The 24,315-nt window shown below is 43.9% G+C and carries 24 protein-coding genes; 22 read left to right on the top strand and 2 right to left on the bottom strand.

Features of this window, described 5'->3' with window-relative positions; translation table 11 throughout:
• Positions 1-7: 7 nt before the first annotated feature.
• Positions 8-1,396: a chromosomal replication initiator protein DnaA gene (gene dnaA, locus L5L97_RS20585; RefSeq protein ID WP_113941415.1), complete on the bottom strand. Its 1,389-nt coding sequence runs from the start codon at positions 1,394-1,396 to the stop codon at positions 8-10.
• 445 nt (positions 1,397-1,841) lie between these two features.
• Between dnaA and rpmH the strand changes: the two genes are divergently transcribed.
• From rpmH to mnmE, 5 genes are all read left to right on the top strand, one after another.
• Complete coding sequence (rpmH, locus tag L5L97_RS20580) at positions 1,842-1,979, top strand: 50S ribosomal protein L34 (protein ID WP_006083827.1); 138 nt, start codon at positions 1,842-1,844, stop codon at positions 1,977-1,979.
• Positions 1,980-1,994: 15 nt separating this feature from the next.
• A complete protein-coding gene (rnpA, locus tag L5L97_RS20575) occupies positions 1,995-2,351 on the top strand; it encodes a ribonuclease P protein component (protein ID WP_105250802.1) in 357 nt (118 codons plus the stop codon).
• Complete coding sequence (gene yidD, locus L5L97_RS20570; RefSeq protein ID WP_006083829.1) at positions 2,318-2,572, top strand: membrane protein insertion efficiency factor YidD; 255 nt, start codon at positions 2,318-2,320, stop codon at positions 2,570-2,572. The genes rnpA and yidD overlap by 34 nt, the downstream gene beginning before the upstream one ends.
• A gap of 3 nt (positions 2,573-2,575) precedes the next feature.
• A complete protein-coding gene (gene yidC, locus L5L97_RS20565; protein ID WP_105250801.1) occupies positions 2,576-4,204 on the top strand; it encodes a membrane protein insertase YidC in 1,629 nt (542 codons plus the stop codon).
• A gap of 106 nt (positions 4,205-4,310) precedes the next feature.
• Entirely contained in the window at positions 4,311-5,672 is a 1,362-nt protein-coding gene (mnmE, locus tag L5L97_RS20560) for a tRNA uridine-5-carboxymethylaminomethyl(34) synthesis GTPase MnmE (protein WP_263164821.1), read from the top strand.
• A gap of 90 nt (positions 5,673-5,762) precedes the next feature.
• On the opposite strand, the gene L5L97_RS20555 is transcribed toward mnmE, so the two are convergent.
• Positions 5,763-7,316, bottom strand: a complete 1,554-nt coding sequence (locus L5L97_RS20555) for an oligopeptide:H+ symporter (protein WP_173248474.1) — start codon at positions 7,314-7,316, stop codon at positions 5,763-5,765.
• 250 nt (positions 7,317-7,566) lie between these two features.
• Between L5L97_RS20555 and mioC the strand changes: the two genes are divergently transcribed.
• From mioC to L5L97_RS20470, 17 genes are all read left to right on the top strand, one after another.
• A complete protein-coding gene (gene mioC / locus L5L97_RS20550) occupies positions 7,567-8,007 on the top strand; it encodes an FMN-binding protein MioC (RefSeq protein WP_263183790.1) in 441 nt (146 codons plus the stop codon).
• Between the two features lie 439 nt (positions 8,008-8,446).
• Entirely contained in the window at positions 8,447-10,336 is a 1,890-nt protein-coding gene (gene mnmG / locus L5L97_RS20545) for a tRNA uridine-5-carboxymethylaminomethyl(34) synthesis enzyme MnmG (RefSeq protein ID WP_113941417.1), read from the top strand.
• 117 nt (positions 10,337-10,453) lie between these two features.
• Positions 10,454-11,074 carry a 16S rRNA (guanine(527)-N(7))-methyltransferase RsmG gene (gene rsmG, locus L5L97_RS20540; protein WP_131524521.1) on the top strand — a complete coding sequence of 207 codons (621 nt, stop codon included), beginning with the start codon at positions 10,454-10,456 and terminating at the stop codon, positions 11,072-11,074.
• A gap of 73 nt (positions 11,075-11,147) precedes the next feature.
• Positions 11,148-11,936 (top strand): ParA family protein, encoded by a 789-nt coding sequence (locus L5L97_RS20535; RefSeq protein WP_105250796.1) that lies wholly within the window; start codon positions 11,148-11,150, stop codon positions 11,934-11,936.
• 9 nt (positions 11,937-11,945) lie between these two features.
• Positions 11,946-12,824, top strand: a complete 879-nt coding sequence (locus L5L97_RS20530) for a ParB/RepB/Spo0J family partition protein (protein WP_105250795.1) — start codon at positions 11,946-11,948, stop codon at positions 12,822-12,824.
• A 225-nt stretch (positions 12,825-13,049) separates the two neighbouring features.
• Positions 13,050-13,433: an ATP synthase subunit I gene (locus tag L5L97_RS20525; RefSeq protein ID WP_105250794.1), complete on the top strand. Its 384-nt coding sequence runs from the start codon at positions 13,050-13,052 to the stop codon at positions 13,431-13,433.
• A 12-nt stretch (positions 13,434-13,445) separates the two neighbouring features.
• Positions 13,446-14,240, top strand: coding sequence for a F0F1 ATP synthase subunit A (gene atpB / locus L5L97_RS20520; RefSeq protein WP_105250793.1), 795 nt, complete (start codon positions 13,446-13,448; stop codon positions 14,238-14,240).
• 64 nt (positions 14,241-14,304) lie between these two features.
• Positions 14,305-14,556 carry a F0F1 ATP synthase subunit C gene (atpE, locus tag L5L97_RS20515; protein WP_006083840.1) on the top strand — a complete coding sequence of 84 codons (252 nt, stop codon included), beginning with the start codon at positions 14,305-14,307 and terminating at the stop codon, positions 14,554-14,556.
• 37 nt (positions 14,557-14,593) lie between these two features.
• Positions 14,594-15,064 carry a F0F1 ATP synthase subunit B gene (gene atpF / locus L5L97_RS20510; RefSeq protein WP_006083841.1) on the top strand — a complete coding sequence of 157 codons (471 nt, stop codon included), beginning with the start codon at positions 14,594-14,596 and terminating at the stop codon, positions 15,062-15,064.
• A 15-nt stretch (positions 15,065-15,079) separates the two neighbouring features.
• Complete coding sequence (gene atpH / locus L5L97_RS20505; protein WP_006083842.1) at positions 15,080-15,613, top strand: F0F1 ATP synthase subunit delta; 534 nt, start codon at positions 15,080-15,082, stop codon at positions 15,611-15,613.
• Between the two features lie 14 nt (positions 15,614-15,627).
• Positions 15,628-17,169 (top strand): F0F1 ATP synthase subunit alpha, encoded by a 1,542-nt coding sequence (gene atpA / locus L5L97_RS20500; RefSeq protein ID WP_168827626.1) that lies wholly within the window; start codon positions 15,628-15,630, stop codon positions 17,167-17,169.
• A gap of 50 nt (positions 17,170-17,219) precedes the next feature.
• Positions 17,220-18,080: a F0F1 ATP synthase subunit gamma gene (gene atpG / locus L5L97_RS20495; RefSeq protein WP_106648794.1), complete on the top strand. Its 861-nt coding sequence runs from the start codon at positions 17,220-17,222 to the stop codon at positions 18,078-18,080.
• Positions 18,081-18,115: 35 nt separating this feature from the next.
• Positions 18,116-19,507, top strand: a complete 1,392-nt coding sequence (gene atpD, locus L5L97_RS20490; RefSeq protein WP_105250791.1) for a F0F1 ATP synthase subunit beta — start codon at positions 18,116-18,118, stop codon at positions 19,505-19,507.
• 36 nt (positions 19,508-19,543) lie between these two features.
• Positions 19,544-19,972 (top strand): F0F1 ATP synthase subunit epsilon, encoded by a 429-nt coding sequence (locus L5L97_RS20485; RefSeq protein WP_105250790.1) that lies wholly within the window; start codon positions 19,544-19,546, stop codon positions 19,970-19,972.
• Positions 19,973-20,170: 198 nt separating this feature from the next.
• Complete coding sequence (gene glmU, locus L5L97_RS20480) at positions 20,171-21,535, top strand: bifunctional UDP-N-acetylglucosamine diphosphorylase/glucosamine-1-phosphate N-acetyltransferase GlmU (protein ID WP_219255776.1); 1,365 nt, start codon at positions 20,171-20,173, stop codon at positions 21,533-21,535.
• Positions 21,536-21,811: 276 nt separating this feature from the next.
• The gene (locus L5L97_RS20475; protein ID WP_263183785.1) at positions 21,812-23,932 is read left to right on the top strand and encodes a TonB-dependent receptor; all 2,121 of its coding nucleotides are present in this window, start codon (positions 21,812-21,814) and stop codon (positions 23,930-23,932) included.
• Between the two features lie 226 nt (positions 23,933-24,158).
• Positions 24,159-24,315, top strand: a 157-nt coding sequence (locus L5L97_RS20470) for a transposase (RefSeq protein WP_259573881.1), incomplete at its 3' end; no start/stop codon positions are given.

The following is a 24,315-nucleotide window of genomic DNA, read 5'->3' as shown; positions in this document are numbered from 1 at the left end:
CCTTGTTTTAAGAAGATAAGGTTCTAATCAAATTAGCATAATCTTCTTTAATGTCGTGGCTCTCTTCCCGTAGCTGAGCAATCTTACGACAGGCATGCAACACTGTGGTGTGATCTCTACCACCAAAAGCATCACCAATTTCCGGCAAGCTTTGGTTAGTTAATTCTTTGGATAACGCCATTGCCACTTGCCTTGGGCGCGCGACACTGCGTGAACGACGCTTAGACAACATATCAGCCATCTTGATCTTGTAGTATTCAGCTACGGTTTTCTGAATATTGTCTATAGTGACTAATTTTTCTTGAAGTGCCAAGAGGTCACGTAAGGCTTCACGAACAAAATCAATGGTAATTGGCCGACCCGTGAAGTTTGCGTTGGCGATAACGCGGTTTAACGCCCCTTCTAGCTCACGCACGTTTGAGCGTAAACGCTTAGCAATAAAGAAAGCCACTTCATCGGGTAAATTAATGCCGCTCTCTTGAGCTTTACGCATCAAAATCGCCACGCGGGTTTCTAACTCTGGTGGCTCAATCGCCACAGTTAAACCCCAACCGAAACGCGATTTCAATCTGTCTTCAACACCGTCGATCTCTTTTGGATAACGATCTGAAGTCAAAATAATTTGGTGATTCCCTTCAAGCAACGCATTGAAGGTATGGAAGAATTCTTCTTGGGATCTGTCTTTATTGGCAAAAAATTGAATATCATCGATAAACAAGGCATCGACGCTACGGTAATAACGTTTAAATTCTTCGATCGCGTTGTTTTGCAGCGCTTTAACCATGTCCTGAACAAAACGCTCGGAATGCATGTAAACCACTTTGGCATTCGGATTATTTTTAATGATCCCATTACCTACAGCGTGCAACAAGTGAGTCTTACCTAGACCTGTTCCGCCATATAAAAATAGTGGATTATAAGCACCACCCGGATTTTCAGCCACTTGTAACGCCGCAGCCTTACCTAATTGGTTAGACTTACCTTCTACGAAGTTATCAAACTGGTAGCTAGGATTGATGTTACTGCGGTGATTCGCGTTCGCCATAGGCTCGGCTTGGACATTAAACGTCGTGCCTACCGTCGCTTTCGTTTGGGTATTGGGTGCTCGAGTTGGCGCAATCGGTGCCGGTACACTTGGCTTTTTCGCCGAAGGACGACTACCGATATCGAAACGCAATTTAGGCGCGTCGCTACCCATTTGCTCAGTAAAGAACTGATTAATGATATTGATGTACTTATCTCTGACCCAATCAAGCACGAAGCGGTTGGGCGCATAAAGCACCAGAGTATCTCCATCCATTTCGGCTTGTAACGGTCTGATCCACATACTGAACTGCTGAGCAGAAAGCTCATCTTGCAGTCGTCCGATACATTGTTGCCAAAGTGAAACAGCCACTTAGTTATCCCCAAAAGATCATCAAAAAAGAGGTGTATTCTATAGCGAGATCTCAAGGATCGCTATCCTTAAAAAATATTTATCCCCAGCGAGATCATTCTATGTGGATATCCTCGATCATCAAAGATCCAAAACGATCCTTTTATTCAGCACTAACCGCAAATCCTGCTTTATTAAGCGATCCACATTGATCTATAATGGCGCCCCTTCGATCGGCTCGAAGATCCCCTTCACTACTACATGTAGTGTCCGTACACAGAGTTATCCACATCTTATGGTGTATTCTGGGGATTGATCTAAGGGTACGCTGGCAGAAATAAAGCACTTACTTACTTTCGTTGTTGACGTGACTAAGTATTGTGATTACAATTCGGCCTCTTTTTTGCCCTTACCTCTATCCTAGAGATAAGGATATGTTCACTAATAACAAAGACGGATTGCCATCATGAGTAAACGTACTTTTCAACCTAGCAACCTGAAGCGCAAGCGTTCTCACGGCTTCCGCGCTCGTATGGCTACTGTAGGCGGCCGTAAGGTGCTTGCACGTCGTCGTGCGAAAGGTCGCGCTCGTTTATCTGCTTAATAAGTGGGTAACTAGTTGACTAGCTATACCTTTTCGCGGGAGTTACGTTTGTTAACTCCCGCGCAATTTAAATCTGTATTTTCCAATCCCATCAAAGCATCTTCTGCTGAAATTACCTTGCTCGCTATTCCTAACACGGAACAACATCCGCGTATGGGCCTTACTGTTGCTAAACGCTATGTAAAACGCGCCAATCAACGTAACCGTATTAAGCGCGTGATCAGAGATAGTTTTCGCTTAAATCAACACGACATTCCTCATCTTGATATTGTTGTGCTTGTCAGAAATGGCGTGATGGAAATGGAAAACGCTGAAATCAACAAATTGATAGAAAAGCTATGGCGCAAACTCAGTCGCCGCTACAATGGCTAGCGACCACGTTAATTCGTGGCTATCAAGTATTCATAAGCCCTATACTGGGCCCTCGATGCCGTTTCAATCCCACCTGCTCTCACTACGCTATTGAAGCAATAAAAGTGCATGGAACCGCGAAAGGTTGTTGGTTTGCATTGAAACGCATATTAAAATGTCACCCTTTACATCCCGGCGGTAGTGATCCCGTCCCCCCTAAAAATGATAGGTGTAATAAATAGGCTATGGAATCTCAACGCAATATATTGCTCATAGGACTACTGTTTGTCAGCTTTTTGCTGTGGCAACAGTGGCAAGCAGACAAAGCTCCTAAACCCGTTGCAACCGAATCGTCCTTAGTGGCGAACGCGGCAAGCTCGCACAGTGCCGATGTTCCAGAAGCTGATACAGGTGTTCCTGCTGCAGCAGTTACTGCAAACAGCAAACTGATTACGGTAAAAACAGATCAGTTAGACATTCAGATCAATCCAGTGGGTGGTGACATCGTTTTTGCTGCGTTAGTTTCGCACAAAAAAGAACTAGAGAAAGATCAACCATTTGTATTGCTTGAGCAAACGAATGATTTCACTTATATCGCTCAAAGTGGCCTAATTGGTCGCGATGGTATTGATAGCAGCGCAAAAGGCCGTGCCGCATTTAGCACAACGGCAACTGAATATACCTTAGCCGAAGGCCAAGATACCTTAGAAGTACCGTTAACTTATATCGCTGACAATGGTGTGACTTACACTAAAGTGTTCGTATTCCATCGCGGTAAGTTCAACATAGATGTTGACTATAAAATCAACAACACTTCAGCAGCACCACTGCAAGTTCAGATGTATGGTCAGATTAAACAAACGATCAAGCCATCTGAAAGCAGCATGATGATGCCTACCTATCGTGGTGGTGCGTTCTCAACGAATGATGTGCGCTATGAAAAATACAACTTTGACGACATGGCCAAAAGTAACCTGAACCAAGCCACTTTAGGCGGTTGGGCAGCCATGTTACAACACTATTTCGTTTCAGCTTGGGTGCCACCCGCAACTGACAGCAACACCATTTTTTCTAGTGTCAGTGCTGGCGGTTTAGCTAATATTGGTTTCCGCGGCGCGGTATACGATATTGCACCTGGTGCCAGCCAAGAAATTAGCTCACAGTTCTATGTTGGTCCTAAGGATCAAGCAGCACTGTCAGCGATTTCTGAAACCTTAAATCTAGTGGTTGATTACGGTTTCTTATGGTGGTTAGCGGTTCCTATTCACTGGCTATTGATGTTCTATCAATCATTCGTCGGTAACTGGGGTGTGGCAATTATTCTGATAACATTAACCGTTCGTGGTTTACTGTTCCCGCTGACAAAGGCGCAGTACACCTCAATGGCGAAGATGCGTAATCTGCAACCTAAGCTAACAGATTTGAAAGAACGCTTTGGTGATGACCGTCAAAAGATGGGTCAAGCCATGATGGAACTGTATAAGAAAGAAAAAGTTAACCCTATGGGTGGCTGTTTACCTATTATTTTACAGATGCCAATCTTCATTGCCTTATACTGGGTATTGCTAGAAAGCTTCGAATTACGTCATGCACCATTTATGCTGTGGATCCACGATTTATCGGTACAAGATCCTTACTACATACTGCCGCTGCTGATGGGCGTCTCTATGTTTGTAATGCAGAAGATGCAACCAATTGCGCCGACAATGGATCCAATGCAAGTGAAAATGATGCAATGGATGCCAGTAATCTTTACCGTATTCTTCCTGTGGTTCCCATCAGGTCTAGTACTGTACTGGTTAGTAGGTAACATAGTTGCCATCACGCAGCAGAAGATTATTTATGCAGGTCTTGAGAAAAAAGGCTTAAAATAAGCCCTACCTTTAGCAAAGCATAAAGTGAAAATAATACTAAAGGCGGCTTAATTAGCCGCCTTTTCCTTTACATGATTTGATAGATATTAGTTTGGTGGGTATTTCCGTGACAACTGACACTATCGTGGCTCAAGCCACCGCGCCCGGACGTGGCGGCGTTGGCATCATCCGAATTTCAGGCAACAAGGCCAGTGATGTCGCTATGGCCGTATTGGGTCATCTTCCTAAAACGAGATATGCCGATTATTGCGACTTTAAAAGTGCAACAGGCCAAGTAATCGACCAAGGCATAGCGCTGTTTTTTAAAGGCCCCAATTCCTTTACTGGCGAAGATGTATTAGAGCTTCAAGGCCACGGCGGCCAAATCGTTCTAGACATGCTGATCAAACGTGTAATGGAAGTCGGTGGTATTCGAATAGCCAAACCCGGTGAGTTCAGCGAACAAGCCTTTATGAACGACAAGCTAGACTTAACCCAAGCCGAAGCGATTGCCGATCTTATCGATGCCACCAGTGAGCAAGCGGCTAAAAGCGCGCTGCAATCACTCCAGGGTGAATTTTCTAAGGAAGTCCATGAGCTGGTGGATCAAGTCACTAACCTACGTTTATATGTAGAAGCTGCGATTGATTTCCCCGATGAAGAAGTCGACTTTTTAAGTGATGGCAAAATTGCCAATGCACTCTACAAAATCATCGACAAACTTGACCTAGTGCAAGCCAGTGCTAAACAAGGTTCTATCATCCGCGAAGGCATGAAAGTCGTGATCGCGGGTCGTCCTAACGCCGGAAAATCCAGCTTATTAAACGCCTTAGCCGGTAAAGAATCGGCTATTGTTACCGAAATTGCTGGTACAACACGGGATGTATTACGTGAGCACATCCACTTAGATGGCATGCCGCTGCACATTATAGATACCGCAGGCCTACGTGATACGACAGATACCGTTGAACAAATTGGTATAGAACGCGCGTGGAATGAAATAAACAGTGCCGATCGGGTGTTATTTATGGTGGATGGCACCACCACTGCCGCCGTTAATCCCCATGATATTTGGCCTGACTTTATCGATCGCCTGCCCTCAAATTTAGGTGTAACAGTGATCCGCAATAAAGCCGATCTTACTGGCGAAGACTTAATGATGACAGAGGAACAAGGTTATAGTGTTTACCGGATCTCGGCTAAAACGGGCTTAGGTGTTGAACAGTTAAAGCAGCATTTAAAATCACTCATGGGCTACCAGAGTAACCTCGAAGGTGGCTTTATCGCCCGGCGTCGTCACTTAGAAGCCCTAGAACTCGCCGCAAGCCATCTGCAATTGGGTAAAGAACAATTAGAAGTTTATCTAGCAGGAGAGCTGCTGGCAGAAGAGTTACGCATGTGCCAATTAGCACTATCAGAAATCACTGGCCGCTTCACCTCAGATGATCTCTTAGGCAAAATTTTTAGCTCTTTCTGTATCGGAAAATAACTAACCTTAATATTATTTCCAGATAAATCAGCCCATACAATATGGGCTGATTTTTTATCTACAACCGAATATTTCCACTCATCGACTAACTCATGATTCGACGTGGCGGTAATGATCTTGCATTTGATAGGATCTTGCATAAAGCGCAAACATCAATGCCGCCAAGATGGCAAAACCAGCAAAGAAAAACATCTGAAATGCGGTAATACTGATCCCCGTCTGGGCAATTTGCTCAGTCACAGCCGGACTTTTCACACTGACGTTCGCCAGTAACACCCATAAGTTACCTACGGTCACTGATAAGGTCCAAAAACTCATGATAGTGCCTTTCATGGCTTTAGGCGCTTGGCTGTAGGCAAACTCTAGCCCAGTGGCAGAGACTAATACTTCACCAAAGGTGAGCAAAGCATAGGGCACAATCTGCCAAAATATTGATAATACCGAGCCGCCATCCATCACCAATTGAATGCTACCAACGACTATCCAGCTCACGCCCGTGATGGCAATCCCAGCCCCCATTTTACGCAAAGCAGTTAACTTTATACCCATGCGCTCAATCGCCGGATATAACACAAAGTTATTAAATGGGATCAGTAACATAACTAATAATGGGTTTAAAGCTTGCATCATGGCGGGTTCAAACCAATCAGGTTTAGACATGTCATTGGCTTGCAGTATCCAAGTGGACGCTTTCTGATCGAACAAAGACCAAAAGGGAGTCACTAACGCAAATAAGATTAAGATCCGTAGTACTGAACGCACCCCATCAACGGCGATATCCGGATGGATCCCCCTAGCCCGTTCGAGTTGCAATGAAGCCCCTGCGCCAACAAATCCCATCACTAGTACTAACGCACAACACAAACCAGCAACGATACCTAAGGTTGGAATATTCACTAAGGCATACGCTGCAGAAATTATCCCAACTAAAGCTAACACTAAACCTATGTTGGCTTGACCAGCGATTTTAGTGAGCAATGCGGTACGAATAACGGGTAAAAAACCATGGGGATTTTTCGGTTCGGGTGGCATATGCACATAACGTTTGCGGCCTAACCAGAAGAACACAGTTGCAATAAACATTAAGACACCAGGGATCCCAAATGCGACCGCAGCACCATAATATTTCAATAGTAATGGCATAGATAACGAGGCGAAGAAGGAGCCAAAGTTAATCGTAAAATAAAATAGATCAAACGCTTTCTGCGCCAATGTTTTATTGGTTTGATCAAATTGATCTCCCATAAAGGAAGAAACCAAGGGCTTAATCCCACCCGATCCGAGCGCAATTAAAAATAATCCCGTATAAAACCCTTGAATACTGTGTTCAAAAATAGCGAGAAACGCATGGCCAACACAGTAAATTAAACTTAACCATAAGATAGTATTGTATTTACCGAAAAAACGATCGGCAATCCAACCACCGAGTAACGGGAAAAAATACACTCCAATGACAAAGGAATGGAACACATCCTTAGCCATAGTTCCGCGCAGTTCTTCTGGAATAGACAACAAAAGTGCTGTCATCAAGAATGGGGTAAGAATATTCCGCATACCGTAAAAGCTAAAACGTTCACAAGCTTCACTGGCTATGATGTAAGGAATTTGCCGTGGCCACTGGGGCGCATTTACGGGTGTTGTCATGGATCATCCTATTATAATTATTTGATTTTAAATGAAATTAACTTTTTAAATATATTAATTATGTATCAAGAAGCTAAAGGTAACATGTAAGCGAAACCAACCTTATATAAAGGATGCAAAAACTGCAAAAATCACGTATCGCTTCTGTGGTCCTATCCACATTTCCTTTATGATGAACATAATAATAGCCATTCAGCTATCTATTTAATTAAAATTAGTTTTAAAAACAACAACACACTGAGAAATCATAATGGCAAAGATTGAAGTAATCGTTGGTACAACATTGGGCAGTGCAGAGTATGTTGCCGACGAAATGATGGCCCAATTAATGGAGCAAGGACACCAAGTTCAAGTTCATTTAACCCCAACATTGTGCGAAATAGACACCCATGCACTGTGGATTATCGTGTCATCAACTCATGGAGCTGGTGATCTTCCAGATAATATTCAGCCTTTTTTCAACGAAATTACCGAGCAAAAACCGGATCTCAGCCAAGTAAACTTTGCCTTATGTGCAATTGGTGACTCAAGTTACGATACCTTTTGCCAAGGCCCAGAAAAATTAATTTCGGCCATTCAAGACTGCGATGCAAAAGCCTTTGTGGATAAGATCCAGATCGATGTACAGCTTGATCCTGTGCCGGAAGACCCAGCCCTTGCATGGTTAGCACAATGGCAACAGGACATTTAAGATCGCTTATTGGATAAGGTCCCGATCTATGTACAGTTTAGATCCTATTTATCCACAATTTACTTATTTAAAGTATAAACATGTGGATAAGCTATTATTTAGATCTGATCAACCTCTGTACTATTCACAGTCCGATCTGCTTAATGATCCGCCTTGTGGATAAGTAGGCGATCTATCCCCATGTTTAATGACATTAGATCGCGATCAGATCACAGGATCAAGATCGCGCTAATTAATGATTTATATAATTAATTTGGGTTATGCACAGAAAAACGCGATCCTAATAGTAAACATAATAAGAAGATCTATATAAAGATCTTAAGATCTATTAGTCCGGATCATCTCGATCGAACAGCGTAAAATGATCATTCACCTAAGACGAAGCAAATGCTAAAATGCTCGGCTCGTACTGAGTCTCTTAGCAATTGAAGGTAGTGGCATGCATTTTCATGAACGGTTTGATGTTATTGTTGTTGGTGGTGGTCATGCCGGAACTGAAGCCGCGTTGGCAGCAGCAAGAATGGGATCAAAAACATTATTACTAACGCACAATATCGATACGTTAGGACAAATGTCATGTAATCCAGCGATCGGTGGCATAGGCAAAGGCCATTTAGTGAAAGAAATTGACGCCTTAGGTGGTGCAATGGCAATCGCAACCGATTATGCAGGGATCCAATTTAGAACCTTAAATTCAAGTAAAGGCCCAGCAGTACGAGCAACACGAGCACAGGCTGACCGTGCACTGTATCGTCAAAAAATCCAAAATATATTACAAAACCAACCTAACTTACGTATTTTCCAACAAGCCGTAGATGACTTAATTGTTGAAAATCATCAAGTAGTTGGTGTAGTTACCCAAATGGGTTTAGCTTTTGAATCTCCAGCTGTTGTATTAACAACAGGTACATTCTTAAGCGGCAAAATTCATATAGGCTTAGAAAACTACAGCGGTGGCCGTGCAGGCGATCCACCAGCGATTGCTTTAGCAAATCGATTACGTGAATTACCGATCCGAGTTGGCCGTTTAAAAACAGGTACACCGCCACGCATCGATGCAAACACGATCGATTTTTCTCAAATGGCTGAACAGAAAGGCGATTCTCCGTTACCTGTCATGTCATTTATGGGGGATGTCAGTCATCATCCAAAACAGATTTCTTGCTGGATCACTCACACCAATGAAAAAACCCATGAAATTATTCGTGGTGGTTTAGACAGAAGCCCTATGTATTCAGGCGTCATCGAAGGTATTGGTCCACGTTATTGCCCATCGATTGAAGACAAGATCCACCGCTTTGCGGATAAATCTTCGCATCAGATCTTCATCGAACCAGAAGGTTTAAATACCAATGAGATCTATCCTAACGGGATCTCTACTAGTTTACCTTTCGATGTACAGTTGAATTTAGTACGTTCGATCAAAGGCATGGAAAACGCAGAAATCATGCGTCCAGGTTATGCGATCGAATACGATTATTTCGATCCAAGAGATCTAAAAAACTCATTAGAAACCAAAGCGATCAACGGTTTATTCTTCGCTGGCCAAATAAACGGCACTACAGGTTATGAAGAAGCCGGTGCTCAAGGTTTGTTAGCAGGCATGAATGCCTCACTGCAAGTGCAAGGCAAAGAAGCCTGGTGTCCACGCCGTGACGAAGCGTATCTTGGAGTGCTAGTTGACGATTTATCGACTCTAGGTACCAAAGAACCGTACCGCATGTTTACTAGCCGTGCCGAATACCGTTTGCTACTCCGTGAAGATAACGCTGATATTCGCTTAACGGCAAAAGGTCGCGAATTAGGTTTAGTTGACGACACTCGCTGGGCGGCATTTAGTGAGAAGTTAGAATCGATCGAACTTGAGTTACAACGTTTGCGCGCTCAATGGGTGCATCCAAATTCACCTTTGATCCATGCGTTAAACCCACACTTGAATACGCCTATCTCTCGCGAAGCATCATTTGAAGAATTACTGCGTCGTCCAGAAATGGATTACAGCAAGTTGATGCAGATCGAAGGTTTTGGTCCAGGGCTTGAAGATCCACAGGCGGCTGAGCAAGTTCAGATCCAAGTTAAGTATTCTGGTTATATTCAACGTCAGCAGGAAGAGATCAACAAAGCTGTGCGTAATGAGAACACTGGTTTGCCTTTGACGCTCGATTACAAAGAAGTACCGGGCTTGTCGAACGAGGTGATTGCTAAGTTAAATAACCATAAACCAGAAACCATAGGCCAAGCCTCACGGATCTCTGGTATTACGCCTGCGGCTATTTCAATTTTGTTGGTTCACCTCAAAAAGCGTGGCTTATTACGTAAGAGTGCGTAAAAGCTAGCTTAATCGCTGCTTAGGTCATAGAAGGGAAGCATTCAGGCTTCCCTTCATCGTTTTCGGGCTTCATAATAGCCTTCGCGTTCATAATCGTATCTTTGTTGAGGTTGCTCAGTGTTATCTGCCCAGTTAGAGGCTTATTTAGCCGAAATTAATTTGCCCGCAACCGTCGAGCAGAAAAAACAACTAATTGATTTTGTTGGTATGCTCAACAAATGGAATAAAGCCTATAACCTGACATCGGTGAGAGATCCCGAAGCTATGCTGATCCGTCATATCATGGACAGTTTAGTGGTTTCAAAACATCTGCAAGGTGAACGTTTTATCGATGTAGGCACTGGACCAGGTTTACCAGGGATCCCGTTAGCCATTATGAATCCCGATAAACAATTTGTGTTATTGGACAGCTTAGGTAAACGTATTCGTTTTCAAAAACAAGTGTCCTTTGAATTAGGCATACATAACATCAGTTCAGTTGAAAGCCGTGTAGAAGCGTATCAACCGGAGGATAAATTCGACGGTGTATTAAGTCGTGCATTTGCCTCAATCCAAGATATGCTGACTTGGTGCCATCATCTCCCCGCCGAACATGGACAGTTTTATGCACTTAAAGGCCAGTTGAATGATGAAGAGATGCAACATATTCCAAGTGGATTTGTGGTGAAAGAAGTTATCGAGCTTAAGGTGCCTAAACTCGATGAAAAAAGACATTTATTGAAGATAATCAAAGAATAACAGGCTTAAAAGTGATAAATAAATCATTTATAAGCAAGGGCAATAAACCAGCATTTACATACAGGGTGATATTGTGGGTAAAGTGATTGCCGTGGCTAACCAGAAAGGTGGCGTAGGAAAAACAACTACTTGCGTTAACCTCGCCGCTTCGTTAGCAGCAACAAAACGTAAAGTATTATTGATCGATCTCGATCCTCAAGGTAATGCCACCATGGGGAGCGGTGTCGATAAGTATGATGTAGCTAATACAGCCTATGAATTATTGGTTGAAGAAAAATCCTTCGACGAGATCGTCATTAAAAACACTGCGGGTAAGTATGATCTGATCGCCAGTAATGGCGATGTCACTGCGGCAGAAATCAAATTGATGGAGTTTTTTGCCCGTGAGATCCGTTTGCGTAACGCGCTCGCACCGATCAAAGATCAATATGATTATATCTTTATCGACTGCCCTCCTTCATTGAACATGTTGACCGTAAACGCTATGTCTGCGGCCGACTCTGTACTCGTGCCTATGCAGTGTGAATATTATGCCCTCGAAGGCTTAACTGCACTGATTGATACCATCACTAAGCTTGCTGCTATGGTTAATCCTGGACTTGGTATCGAAGGCATTTTACGTACTATGTATGATCCGCGTAATCGTTTATCTAATGATGTGTCCGATCAGCTAAAACAGCATTTTGGTGACAAAGTCTACCGTACTGTTATCCCACGTAATGTGAGGCTGGCAGAAGCACCAAGTTTTGGAGCGCCTGCTATGTATTACGATAAATCGAGTGCCGGCGCTAAGGCGTATCTAGCGCTTGCGGGTGAAATGATCCGTCGTTCAGAACAACAAACTCAGGCTAAGCAAGCGTAAAGGATCACCATGACGTTAAAGAAAAGAGGATTAGGCAAAGGGTTAGATGCCCTACTGAGTAACAGCCATGCCGCCAGTAAAAAGCACACTGACGAAGCTGATGTTGTCGATAAAAAAGAAGAGCTTATCCATCTCGATTTAGACTTATTACAGCCAGGTAAATATCAACCTCGTAAAGACATGTCCCCCGAAGCGTTGGAAGAACTGGCACACTCTATCCGCAACCAAGGCATTATTCAGCCTATCGTTGTGAGACAAGTGACGAATAACATGTATGAGATCATTGCGGGTGAACGTCGTTGGCGTGCTGCGCAACTTGCTGGCTTGAATAAAATTCCCTGCATTGTAAAGCAAGTAGCTGATGAAGCCGCTGTTGCTATTGCTTTGATTGAAAACATCCAGCGTGAAGACTTAAATGCCATGGAAGAAGCCATTGCATTGCAACGTTTAATGCAAGAGTTTGAACTGACTCACCAACAGGTTGCCGATGTTGTGGGAAAATCCAGAGCGAGTGTATCTAACTTGTTACGTTTAAATGGCTTAAATGAGCCTGTTAAGCGTCTACTCGAGTATGGCGACATTGATATGGGTCATGCTCGCGCTTTGTTGGCAATTGAGGGAGAAGAACAAACAAATCTTGCGAGATTAGTGGCCGCTAAGGAATTAACCGTTCGCGAAACTGAACGATTAATTAATCAAACCTTAAATCCGCCTAAACAAGCCGAAACTACGACTAAAGATCAAGATGTTTGTCGTTTAGAGCAGCAGTTAATTGAAAGATTAGGTGCCAAGGTTTCGATCGCTCATAGCAGTAAGGGCACGGGTAAAATTGTAATTAACTATCAGAATCTGGCTGAATTAGACGGAATTCTTAGTAAAATTCATTAATGTCTGTAGATTAACAGTTTTTAATGTAAATTTGTGACAGATGCTAATCTTACATTTTAACTCGTTTGGCGCGAGATCACGTTAAAAGTGTTGTTTTTCCTTATCTCAAAGTTGCAATGAAGGCGTGAAAAGGTATACTTTCGCAAGCTTTTTGTGCATCGACATAAATACGGGTATTTGTCATCCGGTCATCGAAACAAAAAGTATGAATGCGGAGAGGATGAATTGAGTAAGGTTTTAGCGCGTCGTGGCCGGTGGTCAGCCTATAAATTGGTGATGATGCAGGCGGCGGTCGCTGGGGGTGCTTCAATTCTCTTTTTCGCCGTGTGGGGAGTTCAGTTTGGCTATTCTGCATTAGCAGGTGGTTCAATCGCTGTGCTCCCTAATTTTGTATTCGCAACCCTCGCTTTCTCCCACACGGGAGCAAGTTCAGCTGCAAAAGTCATAAAGACTTTTTACTGGGGGGAAGCGGTAAAGTTGCTGTTAACCATCGCAATGTTTTCGTTTGTGTTTATCAATCTTAAGGTCGCTTTTATGCCGCTTTTTGTTTGTTATGTGCTGACGCTAATCGTGCATTGGACAGCTCCTTTATACTTCAAGCAAAGTTAAGTGGGATGAATCATGGCTGCAACTGGTGAAGCGTTAACACCGCAGGGCTATATCCAACATCACCTTACCAACTTAAGTGTTGGTGAAGGCTTTTGGACATGGCACATTGATTCGTTGTTCTTTTCGGTTGGTCTTGGTGTTCTGTTCCTGTGGATTTTCCGCAGCGTTGGTAAAAAAGCGACTTCCGGTGTTCCTGGCAAACTGCAATGTTTTGTTGAGATTATCGTCGAGTTCGTAAATAACAGCGTGAAAGAAAGTTTTCATGGTCGCAATGCTCTGATCGCGCCTTTAGCTCTGACCATTTTTGTATGGGTATTCATGATGAACTTCATGGATATGATCCCTGTAGATTGGCTGCCTCACGCAGCAAGTTTAATGGGTATTCCCTATCTAAAAGCGGTTCCGACGACTGACGTTAACATTACCTTTAGCTTAGCTATTGGTGTGTTCGTGCTGATTATTTTTTACAGCATTAAGGTCAAAGGTGTGTCTGGGTTTGTTAAAGAATTGACACTACAGCCCTTTAACCATAAGGCAATGATACCCGTCAACCTCCTATTAGAGACTGTTACTTTGATTGCTAAGCCAATTTCATTGGCATTGCGACTCTTTGGTAACTTGTACGCAGGTGAGTTGATCTTCATCCTTATTGCGCTGATGTATGGTACCAACTTGTTATTATCTACCCTAGGTGTGACTCTGCAACTGGGCTGGTTAATATTCCACATTTTGGTTATCACGCTGCAGGCGTTTATCTTCATGATGTTGACCATTGTTTATTTAAGCATGGCGCATGAAGATCATTAAGGATTGCTGAAGAAATTTTAAACTAAATCATCAACTAATATAGATTTAGATACTGGAGATACAGATGGAAACGATTTTAGGCATGACAGCTATCGCTGTTGCTCTGCTGATTGGTATGGGTGCTCTTGGTACTGCAATCGGTTTCGGCTTATTAGGCGGTAAGTTCTTGGAAGGCGCTGCGCGTCAACCAGAAATGGCTCCTATGCTACAAGTTAAAATGTTCATCGTAGCGGGTCTTCTTGACGCCGTAACTATGATCGGTGTTGGTATCGCATTATTTATGCTATTTACCAACCCACTGGGTGCAATGCTGTAAAAAACGCTTCTGTCTTAACTCTAAATAGGAGGCTGTTGTGAATTTCAACGCTACCCTAATCGGTCAGACGGTCGCCTTTATCATCTTCGTGTGGTTTTGCATGAAGTTTGTATGGCCCCCTTTGATGAATGCCATCGAAGAGCGCCAAAAAAGGATTGCTGACGGTCTAGCTGATGCTGATCGTGCGGTAAAAGACCTGGAGTTGGCACAAGCGAAAGCGACTGACCAACTAAAAGAAGCCAAGGTAACGGCTAATGAAATTATTGAGCAAGCTAACAAGCGTAAAGCTCAAATAGTTGAAGAAGCCAAAACCGAAGCAGACGCTGAGCGTGCTAAAATCATCGCTCAGGGTAAAGCAGAAATTGAAGCTGAACGTAATCGCGTCAAAGAGGATCTGCGTAAGCAGGTTGCTACTCTTGCCATCATGGGTGCTGAGAAGATCCTTGAGCGTTCTATTGATCCAGCCGCCCACAGTGACATAGTTAATAAACTAGTCGCTGAAATTTGATAAGGGAGTTGAGTTATGGCTGAATTAACCACCATCGCTCGCCCTTACGCAAAGGCAGCTTTTGACTTTGCTATTGAACAAGATGCAGTGGATTCTTGGGCTGAAATGCTCACGTTTGCCGCATTGGTGAGTGAAAACGAAACCATGCAACCACTGTTAGCTGGCTCTTTAGCCAGCACTAAGCTCGCAGCACTCTTTATTAGTGTGTGTGGTGAGCAAGTCAATGTGCAAGGTCAGAACCTGATAAAGGTAATGGCTGAAAACGGTCGCTTAAAGGTGCTACCTGCTGTATCTCAGTTATTTACTGAATACCGTAATGAGTGGGCAAAAGAAGTAGAAGCTGATGTGGTTTCTGCAACTGAGCTGAGCTCTGAACAACAACAGCAGATTAGTATTTCTTTAGAGAAACGTCTCGCACGCAAAGTTAAGCTGAATTGTAGCACTGACGCCGCGCTCATCGCCGGTGTAATAATTAAGACAGGAGACCTAGTCATCGATGGCTCGGTCCGCGGTAAGTTATCGCGTCTGTCTGATAAGCTGCAGTCGTAATTGGGAGTTTGAGCATGCAACTGAATTCCACTGAAATCAGCGATCTGATTAAGCAGCGGATCGAGCAGTTCGAAGTCGTTAGCGAATCTCGTAACGAAGGTACTATCGTTGCGGTAAGTGACGGCATCATCCGCATCCACGGCCTAGCCGACGTGATGCAAGGTGAGATGATCGAACTGCCTGGTAACCGTTTTGCAATCGCGTTGAACCTTGAACGTGATTCTGTCGGTGCCGTAGTAATGGGTCCTTATGCTGATTTAGCAGAAGGCGTAAAAGTGAAAACGACTGGCCGTATTCTGGAAGTTCCAGTTGGCCGCGGTCTTCTTGGCCGTGTTGTTAACACTCTAGGTGAGCCAATTGACGGTAAAGGACCTATCGATAACGATGGTTTCTCGCCAATTGAAGTTATCGCACCAGGTGTTATTGAACGTCAGTCTGTTGATCAACCAGTTCAAACTGGTTACAAAGCCGTTGATGCCATGATCCCTATCGGTCGTGGTCAACGTGAATTGATCATTGGCGACCGTCAAACTGGTAAAACAGCAATGGCGATCGACGCAATTATCAACCAGAAAAATTCTGGCATTAAATGTGTGTACGTCGCGATTGGCCAAAAGGCTTCTACTATCGCTAACGTAGTGCGCAAGCTAGAAGAACACGGTGCGTTAGCTAACACTATCGTTGTTGTTGCAACTGCTTCTGAAGCCGCTGCTCTACAATACTTAGCGCCATATTCTGGTTGTTCTATGGGTGAATACTTCCGTGACCGCGGTGAAGATTCTTTGATCGTATACGATGATTTGTCTAAGCAAGCAGTTGCTTATCGTCAAATTTCGTTACTGCTCAAGCGTCCACCAGGCCGTGAAGCTTACCCAGGTGACGTATTCTATCTACACTCACGTTTATTAGAGCGTGCATCACGCGTTAACGCGATTTATGTAGAGAAGTTCACTAAAGGTGCAGTAACTGGCAAAACTGGTTCTTTAACCGCGCTGCCGATTATTGAAACGCAAGCGGGTGACGTTTCTGCATTCGTACCGACCAACGTAATTTCTATTACCGATGGTCAGATCTTCCTTGAGACCGATCTGTTTAACTCTGGCCTACGTCCAGCGGTTAACCCAGGTATTTCTGTTTCTCGTGTTGGTGGTGCGGCTCAGACTAAGATCATCAAGAAACTGTCTGGTGGTATTCGTACCGCACTAGCACAGTATCGTGAGCTTGCTGCGTTCTCGCAATTTGCATCTGATCTTGACGATGCAACACGTGCTCAGCTTGAGCATGGTGTGCGTGTTACCGAACTGATGAAGCAAAAGCAATATGCTCCTATGAGCGTAGCCGCTCAAGCTGTGTCTATTTTCTCAGCTGAAAAAGGTTACCTGAAGAGTGTTGAGCTGAATAAGGTCGGTAATTTCGAAGCCGCTCTGCTCTCGTTCATGAACAGCGAGCATGCTCCTTTAATGAAGCTTATCAATGATACTGGCGATTATAGCGCTGATATCGAAGCTGAATTAAAAGCTGGCCTCGACAAGTTCGTAGCAACCCAAACCTGGTAACAATGATAGAGGTGTCTTAAGACACCTCAGGTCCAGATTGGAGAGTAGAGATGGCCGGCGCTAAAGAGATTAAAACCAAGATCGCGAGTGTGAAAAACACTCAGAAGATCACGTCCGCCATGGAAATGGTGGCAGCCAGCAAAATGCGCAGAGCGCAGGAACGCATGGCTGCGAGCCGTCCATATGCGGAAAGCATGCGTAAGGTGATCGGTCACGTAGCGCAAGGTTCTCTCGAGTATAAACACCCCTATTTGGAGGTGAGAGAGGCTAAGCGGGTTGGTTACATTGTTGTAGCAACCGACCGTGGCCTTTGTGGTGGTCTGAACGTTAACCTTTTCAAGAAGGTTGTCGCAGACGTGAAAAGCTGGAAAGCCCAAGGTGCAGAATTTGAATTTTGCCCAATTGGCGCACGTAGTGTGCAGTTTTTCAAAAGCTTCGGTGGACAAGTGTCTGCTCACGCTTCAGGTTTAGGCGATGCTCCAAAGCTCGCTGACTTGATCGGGACAGTCGGTGTCATGCTAGAAGCTTACAACGAAGGCAAGCTGGATCGTCTGTACGTGGTATTTAACAAATTTGTGAATACTATGACGCAGACTCCTGTGATCGAGCAGCTGCTACCTTTGCCTAAATCAGAAGATGATGAAATTGCTCATCGTTGGGATTATATCTACGAGCCAGATCCAAAAGCACTTTTGGATACCTTATTGGTTCGTTATGTAGAATCTCAGGTTTACCAAGGTGTTGTTGAAAACATTGCCTCTGAACAAGCTGCCCGTATGGTGGCGATGAAGTCGGCAACTGACAACGCTGGTGAGCTGATTAACGACTTGCAATTGGTCTATAACAAGGCCCGTCAGGCTGCGATTACGCAGGAACTGTCGGAAATTGTTTCTGGTGCCTCTGCGGTTTAGGTTAGGTAACGAATACAAGTTTTAGAGGATTAATCATGAGCACAGGTACTGTTGTCCAAGTGATTGGCGCGGTTGTGGACGTAGAGTTCCCACAAGATGCCGTACCTCAAGTATATGACGCTCTGAAAATCGTAGGTGAAGGCCCGTGTAATGGTTTGGTGCTGGAAGTTCAGCAACAGCTAGGTGGTGGTGTAGTTCGTACCATCGCTATGGGTTCTTCTGACGGTCTGCGTCGTGGTCTTGAAGTAGTAAACTCAGGTTCACCTATTACTGTTCCAGTTGGTACCGCCACTCTTGGCCGTATCATGAACGTATTAGGCGAGCCTATTGATGAAGCGGGTCCAATCGGTGAAGAAGAGCGTTATGTTATTCACCGTACAGCTCCTTCATACGAAGATCAATCAAGCTCTACTGAACTGTTAGAGACTGGCATCAAGGTTATCGACCTTGTTTGTCCATTCGCTAAGGGCGGTAAAGTCGGTTTGTTCGGTGGTGCGGGTGTTGGTAAGACAGTTAACATGATGGAACTGATTAACAACATCGCTAAAGCCCACTCGGGTCTTTCTGTATTCGCCGGTGTAGGTGAACGTACTCGTGAAGGTAACGACTTCTACTACGAGATGAAAGATTCTGGCGTTCTCGATAAAGTGGCCATGGTTTATGGTCAGATGAACGAGCCTCCAGGTAACCGTTTGCGTGTTGCACTGTCTGGTCTGACTATGGCAGAGAAGTTCCGTGACGAAGGTCGTGACGTACTATTGTTCGTTGACAACATCTACCGTTATACCTTAGCCGGTACTGAAGTATCTGCACTGTTAGGTCGTATGCCTTCTGCGGTAGGTTATCAACCAACATTGGCTGAAGAGATGGGCGTTCTGCAAGAGCGTATCACTTCAACTAAGACGGGTTCTATTACTTCTGTACAAGCGGTATACGTACCTGCGGATGACTTAACCGATCCGTCACCAGCAACAACCTTCGCTCACTTAGATGCGACTGTTGTACTGTCACGTCAAATTGCTTCTCTGGGTATTTACCCAGCGGTTGACCCATTGGATTCGACTTCACGTCAATTAGATCCATTGGTTGTTGGCCAAGAGCATTATGACGTTGCTAACGGCGTGCAAACTGTACTGCAACGTTACAAAGAGCTGAAAGACATTATTGCGATTCTGGGTATGGATGAATTGTCTGATGAAGACAAGACTGTCGTATTCCGTGCTCGTAAGATTGAGCGTTTCTTATCTCAGCCTTTCTTCGTAGCAGAAGTCTTTACTGGATCTCCTGGTAAGTACGTTTCTCTGAAAGACACTATCCGTGGCTTTAAGGGTATTTTGAACGGTGAGTTTGATCACCTGCCAGAACAAGCGTTCTACATGGTTGGCTCAATCGATGAAGTCATCGAGAAAGCGAACAAAAAGAAATAACTAAGTATTCATACTTAGTTTTTTAAGGAGAACGGGATGGCAGCCATGACAGTACATCTTGATATTGTAAGCGCAGAGAGCAAAATCTTCTCTGGTCGTGTAGCTTCGCTGCAAGTGACTGGTTCTGAAGGTGAGTTGGGCATAATGCATGGTCACGCTCCTTTGCTTAGTTATATCAAACCTGGCATGGCGCGCATCGTCAAGCAAGACGGCAGTGAAGAAGTGTTTTACCTTTCAGGTGGTATTCTGGAAGTGCAGCCTTCTTCTGTCTCCGTATTGGCTGATGTGGTTATGCGTGCCAAAGATATTGATGAGCAAGCGGCATTAGAAGCTAAGCGTCGTGCAGAAGCCCATATGGCAACTGCTGGCGCTGACTTCAATTATGACGCGGCTATGGTTGAGTTAGCTAAGGCTATGGCTCAATTACGTGTTGTTGAAACCATCAAGAAAAACATTGCCAGATAAGGTTATTGTTTGTGAAAAAAGGCGACCCTATGGTCGCCTTTTTTGTGTCTAAAAATGGGATAGATTGGCATTCTTGCATGTCTTTGATTGATTAGCATCGCTATCTACTTCGCTTTTCGATGTGCTTTCCGTTAAAATTACCCCACAAAATCGACCGTAATTTTTCACCCTCTTGGGTATTTGTTCAAGGATATGGTAATGGCATTAAATGTAGTGATCTTAGCGGCTGGCAAGGGAACACGGATGCGCTCTGATCTTCCTAAGGTATTACATCCCATCGCCCATAAGAGCATGGTGCAACATGTCATCGATACCGCTAATAAAGTTGGCAGTGATTCTATTCAGTTAGTCTATGGTTATGGTGCCGACAAGCTACAAGCCTGTTTGGGTGAGCAACAACTTAACTGGGTATTGCAAGCCGAGCAATTAGGCACAGGTCATGCGGTTGCACAGGCTAGCCCACATATCGCCGACAGCGATACAGTACTTATTCTTTATGGCGATGTGCCGTTGATCCAGACATCAACTCTCGAAGCCTTACTCGACGCCCGTCCTGAAAATGGCGTTGCTATTTTAACAGTGAATTTAGCGAATCCTATGGGTTATGGCCGTATTGTCCGTGAGCAAGGAAAAGTCATTGGAATTATTGAGCAAAAAGATGCGACTGCAGAACAGTTGCTGATCAACGAAATTAACACCGGCATCATGGCGGTTCCGGGTAAACAACTTAAAACTTGGTTGAGCCGTTTATCGAACAATAATGCTCAAGGTGAATATTATCTAACGGATATTATTGCTATGGCGCACGCTGATGGCGTTGCTATTGATACTGCTCAGCCACAATCGGCCATTGAAGTGGAAGGCGCCAATAATCGCATGCAATTAGCGCAACTTGAACGTGCTTACCAAGCTCGTGAAGCCGAAAAGCTCATGTTGGCGGGGGCGAACCTTCGCGACCCAAGCCGTATCGATATCCGTGGTGAAGTCACTGTTGGTATGGATGTGATGATCGATATTAATGTGATATTCGAAGGCAAAGTGACCTTGGGTAATAATGTCACTATTGGCGCAGGCGCGATTTTAATTGATTGCGAGATTGCCGATGATGCTGAGATCAAGCCTTACTCTATTATCGAAGGTGCTACGCTTGGCGTTGCTGCCAGTGCTGGCCCATTTGCACGTTTACGTCCGGGAGCAGAACTTAAGCAAGATGCACATATAGGCAACTTTGTTGAAGTGAAAAAAGCGGTGATTGGCGTTGGATCCAAAGCTGGACACTTAGCCTATTTAGGCGATGCCATCATTGGTGATGGCGTCAACATTGGTGCTGGCACTATTACCTGCAACTATGATGGCGCGAATAAGCATCTTACTGTTATCGAAGATAACGTCTTTGTCGGTTCTGACACTCAGTTGGTGGCTCCAGTGACCATAGGTAAAGGGGCAACTTTAGGGGCCGGTTCAACGATTACCCGCGATGTAGGTGAGAATGAGTTAGTGATCACTCGTGTTAAACAAAAACACCTCACTGGTTGGCAACGTCCAGTGAAAATTAAAAAGTAAGTTTTAAAACTCAACTTAATGTCAAAAAAGCGGCCATGTGCCGCTTTTATTTTTATTGTGTTCAATGTTTTGCACTAAAAAGCCTTTTTATTAAGTAATGCTTAATAATTAAGATTTTCTTCATGTTTTTGTGGTATAGGCAAATTGTTGGTTTTTAAGTTAATTTGATCACTGTCACACTCAATTGTAAATTTTGGTAAAGAAGAAAGAATAAAAACACTTCTCATTTATATTACCTGCAATTCTAAGACGAAAGGTCTATTTGAGGTGTTGGCAATGGTATTTAAATATTCAGTTATAGGTTTAGCTGTAGGCTCGGCATTAATGGCTATGCCGGTTATTGCAGAAGTGGCGAGCGATAAAAATATTGAGCGCATCAATGTGACTGGCCGTACTTTTAACGACTATAAAGTCGGTAGTGCATCGGGTGCCATGCGTGGCGATATCGACTTAATGGATACCCCACAGTCAGTTAATGTGATCCCTGATTTTGTGACTGATGAACAGTTGGCCACTAACCTTGCCGAGGTTTTAGTTAACGACTCCAGTGTGACGGCGGGAACCACGCGCTGGAACCGTCAAGTCTTCAGTATCCGCGGCTTCGAGCTCGATTCGGGTAACGGTTATCTTATCAATGGCCATCAACAATGGTCTCACTACGTACAACCAATTGAAACTTTACAGCAAGTCGAAGTATTGAAAGGTCCTTCGAGCATGTTGTACGGCCAATCTGGCCCTGGTGGTTTAGTGAATATGGTCACTAAGAAACCGACCTATGATTCAATGCTCGATTTAGGTTTTGATACGGATGGTTTTGGTTCGACCCGTGCTCAGCTAGATGCGGGCGGCAGTTTAAATGATGCTCAGAGTCTTCGTTACCGCGGCGTGTTAGTGAAGCAAGACACAAAATACTGGCGTGAGTATTCCGCTAACGATGAGAATCAAGAGCGTGACCGTTGGTTGGGCTACTTAAACCTAGAATTTGATGTCAGTGATGATGTTCTGTTATCGGTTAAGTACGATCATACCCAAGATAAAGCGGGTATTGATGCGGGTGGGTGGTTAGATAAACAAGGTAATGTTATCGGTGAACGTAAAACCGTATGGGATGCACCTTGGGCCTTTACCGATAACACAGTCTCTAACTTAGGTGCCGATCTAACTTGGCAGATGAGTGATGATTGGAAAGTCAAAGTTGGTTATAACGATCAGCAGTTTAATCGCCAACGTTTAGACTCTGCGCCAAGCTTAAATAAAGGCTCTGAAGATCCATATAAAGATGGTTACACCATAAACCCGTTTGATCGTTATGACGATTGGCAGCATAAAACGGCCTATGTGGATTTCACGGGTGAATTTTCTTTGGCAGGAATGGAGCATCAATTCCTTATTGGTGCTAACTATTTAGACTATTTCTATCAGCAGCAAATTCAGAAAGGCAAAAGTCAGCCCGTAATTCCTGGGCAACCAATTATTCAGCAAGATCTTGATTATCACCAAGGTAAGCTAAGCAACCCAAGCGAATACAAGTATTACGGTTTCTATTTACAGGATTTGATGACGCTTAATGAGCAATGGAAATTGCTTGCTGGTGTGCGTTACGACGAACAGAAGAAAGACGGAGAAGGTGAAAACAGCTATGCCGTGTCGCCTAAGTTTGGGGTAATTTACTCGGCAATGGCTAATGGTAGCATTTACGTTAATTATTCAAAAAGCTTTACACCACAGGGTTCAGTAACCAGTTCTGAAGATGTCAATCATGGAGATAACCTGAAACCTGAGTACGGTACTCAATATGAACTAGGGACTAAATGGGAGTTATTTAATGACAGCCTACTGCTAACAGCAGCCCTTTTTGATATTACGGTTTCTAATATCACCACAGTACAAGATATTCCTGTAACGAATGAAGGATATAAAACGATCACTACCCAAGGTGGTGAGCAGCATCATCGAGGTTTTGAAGTTGGCGCCCAAGGCCAGTTAGGTGATAGCTGGTTTGTGACTTCTTCTATGATGTATTTAGATGCTGAATATAATACCGGTGCAGGCAAAATAGGTGGCAAGAACTTAGATGGTAAAACCCCTATTGATGCCCCTGAGTGGTCGGCCAATATCTGGACCCGTTACGAAGTGACTGACAACTTTGCGATGAACTTCGGTGCTATCTATGTGGGTGAGCGTTTTGCCGATCTCGATAACACTATTACTAAAGATGGTTATGTGCGTTTCGATATAGGTGCAGCCTACACTATGGATATCATGGGCAAAGATGTGAGCCTTCGCGCCAACGTGAGAAACCTCTTCGATACCGATTATATCGATGGTGGTCAGTACAATATGGTTACTATTGGCCAAGACCGTAACTTCAGTGTTGCTGTTGAAGCTAAGTTCTAATACTTATTAGGATTTTTAATCTATTTAAAGCAGTTTATCCCTAAAGGATAAACTGCTTTTTTATGGGCTAATTTCCAAGTTGACTGGCTAGCAGATAAAAATTGCTTGGATCATGCAAAAGTGTGTTTCGTATGACTAGGGTCTGTTGATCTTTCGAGAGTGATTTTTAGACAGCATGGCAAGACGTTATAATTTGCTTCGCCAAAAGTAACCATAACCTCAAGCCATGCCAAGACTTATGCTAACCGATGCACGCTGGGAAAAGCTATTTCATTTAATGAAAAGCACAGGCCGTGTTTATGACAAACCTGAACATAGACAAACATTCGAAGGTATTCTTTACCGCCTTAGAACAGGTATCCCTTGGCGAGATTTACCTAAAG

Origin of the sequence: Shewanella sp. SM71 (assembly GCF_025653905.1) — a bacterium.
GTDB lineage: Bacteria > Pseudomonadota > Gammaproteobacteria > Enterobacterales > Shewanellaceae > Shewanella > Shewanella oncorhynchi.
The sequence above is the reverse complement of the archived record's forward strand: the minus strand, read 5'-3'. Positions and strand labels throughout refer to the sequence as shown.

Bases quoted from the DNA above. Each gene is read 5' to 3' on its own strand.
- yidC (WP_105250801.1), top strand. From the start codon at position 2,576: ATGGAATCTCAACGCAATATATTGCTCATAGGACTACTGTTTGTCAGC.
- atpE (WP_006083840.1), top strand. From the start codon at position 14,305: ATGGAAACGATTTTAGGCATGACAGCTATCGCTGTTGCTCTGCTGATT.
- mnmG (WP_113941417.1), top strand. From the start codon at position 8,447: ATGCATTTTCATGAACGGTTTGATGTTATTGTTGTTGGTGGTGGTCAT.
- atpD (WP_105250791.1), top strand. From the start codon at position 18,116: ATGAGCACAGGTACTGTTGTCCAAGTGATTGGCGCGGTTGTGGACGTA.
- rpmH (WP_006083827.1), top strand. From the start codon at position 1,842: ATGAGTAAACGTACTTTTCAACCTAGCAACCTGAAGCGCAAGCGTTCT.
- atpB (WP_105250793.1), top strand. From the start codon at position 13,446: ATGGCTGCAACTGGTGAAGCGTTAACACCGCAGGGCTATATCCAACAT.
- L5L97_RS20485 (WP_105250790.1), top strand. From the start codon at position 19,544: ATGGCAGCCATGACAGTACATCTTGATATTGTAAGCGCAGAGAGCAAA.
- L5L97_RS20475 (WP_263183785.1), top strand. From the start codon at position 21,812: ATGGTATTTAAATATTCAGTTATAGGTTTAGCTGTAGGCTCGGCATTA.
- L5L97_RS20555 (WP_173248474.1), bottom strand. From the start codon at position 7,316: ATGACAACACCCGTAAATGCGCCCCAGTGGCCACGGCAAATTCCTTAC.
- yidD (WP_006083829.1), top strand. From the start codon at position 2,318: ATGGCGCAAACTCAGTCGCCGCTACAATGGCTAGCGACCACGTTAATT.
- atpG (WP_106648794.1), top strand. From the start codon at position 17,220: ATGGCCGGCGCTAAAGAGATTAAAACCAAGATCGCGAGTGTGAAAAAC.
- glmU (WP_219255776.1), top strand. From the start codon at position 20,171: ATGGCATTAAATGTAGTGATCTTAGCGGCTGGCAAGGGAACACGGATG.
- mioC (WP_263183790.1), top strand. From the start codon at position 7,567: ATGGCAAAGATTGAAGTAATCGTTGGTACAACATTGGGCAGTGCAGAG.
- L5L97_RS20530 (WP_105250795.1), top strand. From the start codon at position 11,946: ATGACGTTAAAGAAAAGAGGATTAGGCAAAGGGTTAGATGCCCTACTG.
- atpA (WP_168827626.1), top strand. From the start codon at position 15,628: ATGCAACTGAATTCCACTGAAATCAGCGATCTGATTAAGCAGCGGATC.
- atpH (WP_006083842.1), top strand. From the start codon at position 15,080: ATGGCTGAATTAACCACCATCGCTCGCCCTTACGCAAAGGCAGCTTTT.